Here is a 6,346-nt window from a genome sequence, read left to right as displayed (position 1 = left end):
AGAGGCAAAAGAAGGCGATGCGCCTTACGGTGCCGTCATTGTTAAAGATAACGAAATCATGGCCGTAGCTCATAACACTGTCAGTAGAGACAATGATCCATCAGCCCATGCGGAAATCAACGCCATTCGCAGTTTAACAGCTAAACTAAAAAACCCTTCTTTAGAAGGTTATAACATATATACAACTGTCGAACCTTGCCCGATGTGTGCAACTGCTTGTGTTTGGAGTGGTTTATCAGAAATTGTATATGGTGCTTCAATTGAAGATTTAATCTCGATAAATCAATCACAAATTAATATATCTTGCGAAGAAGTGATCGCTAAATCATTTAGAAACATCAAAGTTAGAAAAGGTGTTTTAAAAAATGAATGTTTGGAGTTATTTAAATAAGCTGCAATAAAAAACTCCACCCACAAGGGGATGGAGTTTTTGGGCATGGGGAATGGGGCACTTGTACTGAGCGTTGTCGTTGGCGCAGCCTAAGAAGAGAAGTATAGGGCATGGGGAAGAAGTTACCTGTTTGGCCCATATCCTATGCCGTAAGGGTTGAGGCGGCTATCCTTCTCCATCCACTCAATTCCCTTGAGTTTCCCGCCGCTTTCAATAAATTTAATTTTTCCAGATGTAGAGTATGTTACGGCTTGCGTAACACAACGAAAACTCTAGAGGCTAAAATTACGAATTAAAAATTATTTAACTTGGCTCATTTAAATAGGATAAATATGTATTTGCCCAAATTGCAGCTTGAGTGCGATCGCGCAAATTTAACCTGTTTAAAATATTTGTAACATGATTTTTTACCGTTCCCTCAGAAATGTAGAGTTGGTGAGCAATTTCTCGGTTACTAGCGCCTGTAGCAATTAACTGCAAAACCTCTTTTTCTCTAGGAGTAAGTTCAGCTAAACTAGATGGTACAGGCGGTGATTGGGTTGGTGTCGAATGAGAAAACTGAGTCAACAATTTTTTAACTATTCCTGGGCCTAGTGGAGTATATCCTTTATAAACAGCACGGATAGCAACAGCTAATTCTTCTGAAGGTGTATCCTTCAATAAATAACCCATTGCTCCATTTTGCAATGCTGCTGACACATATTCATCATCATCAAAAGTCGTCAGTACTAAAATCTTAGTTTTGACAAAACGTTTTTTAATTTCCCGCGTGGCTGCAACTCCATCCATAATCGGCATTCTGATATCTAGCAATACTACATCTGGCTGAAATTCAGCAACTAAATTAATCGCCTGTTCACCGTTTTCTGCTTCTCCTACTATCTCTATATCTGATTCTAGTTCCAATAAGGCTTTTAATCCTTGACGAATTAAATTTTGGTCATCTACCAGCAACACTTTAATCATTATGTCAACCTTGTTAAGGGAATATTAACTGTAATTTTGCAACCAGAACCAAGAGCGCTATTAATATTAAACTCACCTCCAAATGCTAAAGTGCGATCGCGCATACTATGAAGTCCAAAACCAGTAGTATTTTGCCCCAAATCAAAACCTCTACCATTATCCTGAATTATCAATCGTAAATTACCTCTTGTCGTAGTCAGTTCTAGTTTAACCTCTGTTGCATTTGCATATTTAGATATATTTGTCAATGATTCTTGAGTAATCCGGTAAATAGCGGTATTGATTTCAGGTGGTAGGGAATATTCCAGGTTGATTTGATAAATTGCTAAAATACCATTAGAGCGATGAAAATTTTCTAAAAGACTAGCGAGCGCCAATTCTAAAGATTGCTCTTGTAAGGGATTAGAACGCATAGTAGAAACAGATTGGCGGACATCTTTTAGCGCTTTTGAACCTAATTCTTTTGCTGTTGCTAGAAATGTTTCCGCCTTAATTGGGTTAGATTGCCACAGTTTTAAAGCAGTTTCTAATTGCAGATTTAAAGCAGTTAGAGAGTGTCCTAATGAATCATGAATTTCACGAGCAATGCGGTTACGTTCTTCTAAGGTAGCTTGATTTTCAATTCGCATAGCATATTGACGGAGTTTTTCGTTAGCGATCGCTAATTTTTCTCGACTGTACCGTTCAGATAATACTGCATTCATCATCAACAATACAAAAACTAAACTTAAGCCAAATACGAGCGACCAATTCAAGCTCAGAAATCGAGATCGTTCTTGTGCTTGTGGTGATGCTTGAAAATTGAATAACTGGTATTTGAGTTGTGTAGTAAATAGAAACAAGGTAAATGATAGACTTGTAACTAATAAACGCCCAGGTAGCTGAAAAATTAAACAACTGCGAGTAACTAAAATTATGTAAAGAATTGGAAAAAGGCGAGCAAATCTCTCACCAAAAAGTCCAGTCATTAAAATCAAAAAAATTTCAATAGCTGTGTAGATTACCTTAGTTATCTGGTTATTCCTGGGTAATCTTAAGCCCATTAAGGCGAAAATAATCAGACTATAAATTGACAGTTGTGGCAATATGTTACAAATTGACAAGTCTGGAAATAAACCACAAATTGATAGTTCTGGAAGTGGAGGCTTATGACGAAATTGCCGTAACGGAGGTGGTATAACTGCTGTCAATGCAGTAATCGCCAGTAGTGTCCACTCCAGATAAAGCAGAGACGGAAAAGGATGTTTCTTAATTTGAATTGGACGACTCATTAGTTGCTTCCCTCCAGTTATGAATTAGAGACGCGATTAATCGCGTCTGTACAGGAGTTCCGAATATTTGAGCGGTAGCTTCCGCCGTTTAAACTTTTTGCTAAGTGAGGAATTAAGAGTAAATGCACGATAAAAAAAAATTCACAACTCAGATAGGATTGCTATATAAATCAATCATAATAAAAATCTTCATCATTCTAAACTCCCCACTCCTAACTCTTAACTCCATACTCTTAACTACTTATTGTCAATCATCTTTGTCAAAATTCAATCATGACTTTAGTCATGGGTAAAACCATGACTTTCTCCTCATGTGACTATTGAAGATAAGTTCTTATGATAGTGGCATCCAACCAGGAAAAACCACGAGACAAATAATGAAACTCAAAGTATTATCGCTAGTTGCTGGTGCGATCGCCTTAACTTTAACCGCAACCTCCTTTTCTGTTAACGCCCAAACAGCCTCTCCTTCACCCGTGTTACTTGCACAAAATCCCCAAGGAGGCCCTTGGAAAAACTTGGGTCTAACAGGTATACAAAAAGCCCAAATTAAGACAATTCACGAAAATACCTGGAAGCAAATTGAAGATAACGTTTTCACCCCAGACCAAAAAACACAGTTCGAGACAGCGAAACAAGCGCATCGGGCTGAGTGGGAAGCGCGTAAGGCTCAGGGGCAAACAGGTCAACAGCAACCAGGTCAAGGTCAGCATCGTCATCATCGTGGCAGAAAAGGTCTTTTTGCTAAGTTAAATCTGAGTGAAGCACAGAAAGAGCAAATAAAAGCACTTCGGAAGTCAGAGAAAGAACAGATTAAAGCAGTCTTGACCCCTGCACAGCAGCAACAAATACAGCAATGGCATCAAAATCGTCAATAAAACAATCCCGGATAATCCCCAATCTTTCAAAAAATACTTAATAAGTCTGAGGTGGGCAGTGCTGCCCATCTCATCCCAAAATAAGCATTGTTTTCCATAGCCAAAAATTAATAGACTTCTTGCAGAAGATGCGGAAAGGGGAAAAACTTCATCCCCTTTCCCTTTCCCTATTTATTCCCATGCCCAATTTAGTAGACTTTCAAGCTAGTTATGAGTTATGAGTTAATTCAAAAGTTAATTCAAAACTCCTAGCTTGATTAAGATGTCCAAAGAATTCGCAATTGGTAGTAAAGTCCGTGTCGTGGCACTACCAGCCTACGTCAAAACTGCTGAACCTATGCCCATGCTGCGCCCACCCGATGTAATTCACATTGGCGAAGAGGGTATAGTCATTGACCGCAGACCCGGTGGATATTGGGGTATTCGCTTCGCTAGGGGAGCCTTTCTCTTAGATAGCCAATACATCGAAAGCACAGATACCCCTCCCGAATCTCATTTAGAGTGAGATTAGTAGTAACCAAGAATTGTAAACTTGTGTAAAGTTGTGATTCTGGTTTCCACCATGATTTCCCGCCGCACTTTTTTAAGCATATTATTTGCCAGCTGTATTTCTATCATCAGCTGGCTGAATTTTACCCCTGCTGCTGATGCTCTTGGTGGTAAACTTCCTGCAATTAATCAACCCGCGCCAGAGTTTACTTTGCCAACCAACACAGGTGATGGCAAAATTTCCCTCTCTGACTTGCGCGGTAAGTGGCTAGTCCTCTACTTTTATCCTAAAGACTTCACCTCTGGTTGTACTATAGAGGCTCGTCGTTTTCAGCAAGACTTACCCCAATACCTCCAAAAAAACGCCCAGATTATTGGTGTAAGTGCTGATGATATTGATTCTCACGCCAAATTTTGTGATTCAGAGGGACTAAAATTTCCCCTGTTGGCTGATACTGATGGTTCAGTGAGTAAAGCTTATGGTTCGTGGCTCGGTTTTTTATCTATGCGCCACAGTTTTATCATCGATCCTCAGGGCATCTTGCGCGAGACTTTTGTCAAAGTCAACCCAACTATTCACAGTTCAGAAGTGCTGGTACGACTAGAAAAATTACAGTCCGCAACTTCTTAGACCTCAATTAGGGATTTCCAACAAATAAATTATCCAATCTTGTAGGGTGGGCAGCGTTCGACTGACTTGTACTGAGCGTTGTCCAAGTAGCGCTCACGCCGAAGTCTTGCCCGCCTTTAGCTATGGGCGGACGAGACGCCCACCCCACAATAAGTAGTTGAGTATTATTTTTATTTGTCAGTCCCTTAACTAAATAAGGGGCTTAAGTTCCTTGTTATCTGCATTCTTCTTTAAGGTAGAATAAACCCATCTTTTTTGAGTACAGCTTTGACTTGACTACCAGATAGAAACTCGACAAAGTCTTTGGCAGCAGAGGTATTTTTACTGCTTTTAATTATTGCTACCGGATAGACAATCGGTGAGTGAAACTTATCATCAGCAGCGACTACGACTTTTACCTTGTTGGAAATTTTGGCATCAGTGGCATAAACTAAACCCGCTTCGGCGTTACCACTTTCTACTGCTGCTAAAACTTGACGCACATTGTTAGCAAAAACCAATTTTGACTTGACCCGATCATAAAGTTTCAATTTCTTTAAGACTTGCTCCCCATATTGACCGGCGGGTACACTTCTGGGTTCACCGATGGCAATTTTTTTAATCTTACTATCTGTTAAATCGTAGAAGCTACCGATGCCAACAACATCCTGAGCTACAATCAAGACTAGACGGTTATTTGCTAGGTTAGTACGGCTACCTGTTAGCAACAGTCCTTTTTGTTCCAAGGCATCCATTTGTTTTTTCCCAGCAGAAATAAAGATATCTGCTGGTGCCCCTTGCTCAATCTGTTGCTGTAAAGCACCAGAAGCCCCAAAGTTATAACTAATATTCACATCTGATTTACTTTGTTGGTAAAGAGGCTTAATTTCTTCCATTGCCTCTTTTAAGCTGGCGGCTGCGGACACGAGTATGCTGGTGTTTGACTGTGCTATTACAGGAGAAGGAGTAACCAACGGTAAAGCAATTGCTAGCAGCAAGCCAGCAATCGCTATACCCAGAAAGCCAAAAAGTTGTCTTCTTTTCATAAAAAAGGTGTTTGAGAGGTTTTTTTCTAAAATTGATGCTAGGTAGAATCGTAACAATAATACCAAGATTTGGCCAACTATATCGGTAAAATTATGCCTAGAAAAGAACAAGGGTGGGTCACATTCCAAACCTCAGAGGAGGAGCGAAAGATTTTGGAAGACTTTTGTGACCAGTCTCAGCGAACTAAGACAGAGATTCTTCGGGAATTGGTACGTGGTCTTAATCAACACTCTTCACCATCCAACTCGCTACCAACCATAAACACAGAAGATAAAGATATCTACACTCAAAAGCCTGAGATAGAAATTAGTATTCAAAAGAAACCACTCAAAGTTAGCTCCCGTAATATTCTAAAGGGTGTTGTTAAACGAGTTGTCAGTGGAGCCGTTAATAGTGAAGTAACGCTGGAGATTGTTCACAAAGTTATGTTAACTTCGATTATCACCAGAGTATCGGTTGAAGAGTTGGGTTTGTCTGAAGGGAAAGAGGCTTATGCTGTTATTAAGTCCAACGATATAGTTATTGCCAGTGAATAGGCTGTGGCGATCGCTATTCTTACAGAAATTTTCGTCTTAAATAGACCACGCGGTAGGGGCACAGCAATGCTGTGCCCCTACAACATCTGTGGTTCAATTAAATGAAAAATGAAACAGCTCTGCCTTAACCCAATGCGCTTGGTTAAGTTTTGTCATAC

The 6,346-nt window shown here is 39.9% G+C and carries 8 protein-coding genes; 5 read left to right on the top strand and 3 right to left on the bottom strand.

Annotated elements, in window-relative coordinates:
* Nucleotides 1-391 (top strand): nucleoside deaminase (locus ACYTXL_RS29570; protein ID WP_461927752.1); only part of this gene is annotated, 391 nt, incomplete at its 5' end.
* Nucleotides 392-694: 303 nt separating this feature from the next.
* Here the strand turns inward: ACYTXL_RS29570 and ACYTXL_RS29565 are convergent.
* Nucleotides 695-1,357, bottom strand: coding sequence for a response regulator (locus tag ACYTXL_RS29565; RefSeq protein ID WP_461927751.1), 663 nt, complete (start codon nt 1,355-1,357; stop codon nt 695-697).
* The gene (locus tag ACYTXL_RS29560; protein WP_461927750.1) at nt 1,357-2,628 is read right to left on the bottom strand and encodes a sensor histidine kinase; all 1,272 of its coding nucleotides are present in this window, start codon (nt 2,626-2,628) and stop codon (nt 1,357-1,359) included. The genes ACYTXL_RS29565 and ACYTXL_RS29560 overlap by 1 nt, the downstream gene beginning before the upstream one ends.
* A gap of 377 nt (nt 2,629-3,005) precedes the next feature.
* On the opposite strand from ACYTXL_RS29560, the gene ACYTXL_RS29555 reads away from it, so the two are divergent.
* The 3 genes from ACYTXL_RS29555 to ACYTXL_RS29545 all read left to right on the top strand — a co-directional run bounded on the left by ACYTXL_RS29555 (nt 3,006) and on the right by ACYTXL_RS29545 (nt 4,626).
* On the top strand, nt 3,006-3,506 hold the full coding sequence (locus ACYTXL_RS29555; RefSeq protein ID WP_461927749.1) for a P pilus assembly/Cpx signaling pathway, periplasmic inhibitor/zinc-resistance associated protein: 501 nt from the start codon (nt 3,006-3,008) through the stop codon (nt 3,504-3,506).
* 262 nt (nt 3,507-3,768) lie between these two features.
* On the top strand, nt 3,769-4,011 hold the full coding sequence (gene sipA / locus ACYTXL_RS29550) for a regulatory protein SipA (protein WP_461927748.1): 243 nt from the start codon (nt 3,769-3,771) through the stop codon (nt 4,009-4,011).
* Nucleotides 4,012-4,068: 57 nt separating this feature from the next.
* Nucleotides 4,069-4,626 (top strand): peroxiredoxin, encoded by a 558-nt coding sequence (locus ACYTXL_RS29545; RefSeq protein WP_461927753.1) that lies wholly within the window; start codon nt 4,069-4,071, stop codon nt 4,624-4,626.
* A gap of 230 nt (nt 4,627-4,856) precedes the next feature.
* On the opposite strand, the gene modA is transcribed toward ACYTXL_RS29545, so the two are convergent.
* The gene (gene modA / locus ACYTXL_RS29540; protein WP_461927747.1) at nt 4,857-5,651 is read right to left on the bottom strand and encodes a molybdate ABC transporter substrate-binding protein; all 795 of its coding nucleotides are present in this window, start codon (nt 5,649-5,651) and stop codon (nt 4,857-4,859) included.
* Nucleotides 5,652-5,744: 93 nt separating this feature from the next.
* Between modA and ACYTXL_RS29535 the strand changes: the two genes are divergently transcribed.
* Nucleotides 5,745-6,188: a TOBE domain-containing protein gene (locus ACYTXL_RS29535; RefSeq protein ID WP_461927746.1), complete on the top strand. Its 444-nt coding sequence runs from the start codon at nt 5,745-5,747 to the stop codon at nt 6,186-6,188.
* Nucleotides 6,189-6,346: the final 158 nt, after the last annotated feature.

It is taken from the genome of Nostoc sp. (assembly GCF_054880495.1).
This window is presented reverse-complemented; position numbering and strand designations above follow the sequence as displayed.

What these genes read in the sequence shown, in the direction of transcription:
- modA (WP_461927747.1), bottom strand. Translation starts at nt 5,651, where the DNA reads ATGAAAAGAAGACAACTTTTTGGCTTTCTGGGTATAGCGATTGCTGGC.
- sipA (WP_461927748.1), top strand. Translation starts at nt 3,769, where the DNA reads ATGTCCAAAGAATTCGCAATTGGTAGTAAAGTCCGTGTCGTGGCACTA.
- ACYTXL_RS29545 (WP_461927753.1), top strand. Translation starts at nt 4,069, where the DNA reads ATGATTTCCCGCCGCACTTTTTTAAGCATATTATTTGCCAGCTGTATT.
- ACYTXL_RS29560 (WP_461927750.1), bottom strand. Translation starts at nt 2,628, where the DNA reads ATGAGTCGTCCAATTCAAATTAAGAAACATCCTTTTCCGTCTCTGCTT.
- ACYTXL_RS29555 (WP_461927749.1), top strand. Translation starts at nt 3,006, where the DNA reads ATGAAACTCAAAGTATTATCGCTAGTTGCTGGTGCGATCGCCTTAACT.
- ACYTXL_RS29565 (WP_461927751.1), bottom strand. Translation starts at nt 1,357, where the DNA reads ATGATTAAAGTGTTGCTGGTAGATGACCAAAATTTAATTCGTCAAGGA.
- ACYTXL_RS29535 (WP_461927746.1), top strand. Translation starts at nt 5,745, where the DNA reads ATGCCTAGAAAAGAACAAGGGTGGGTCACATTCCAAACCTCAGAGGAG.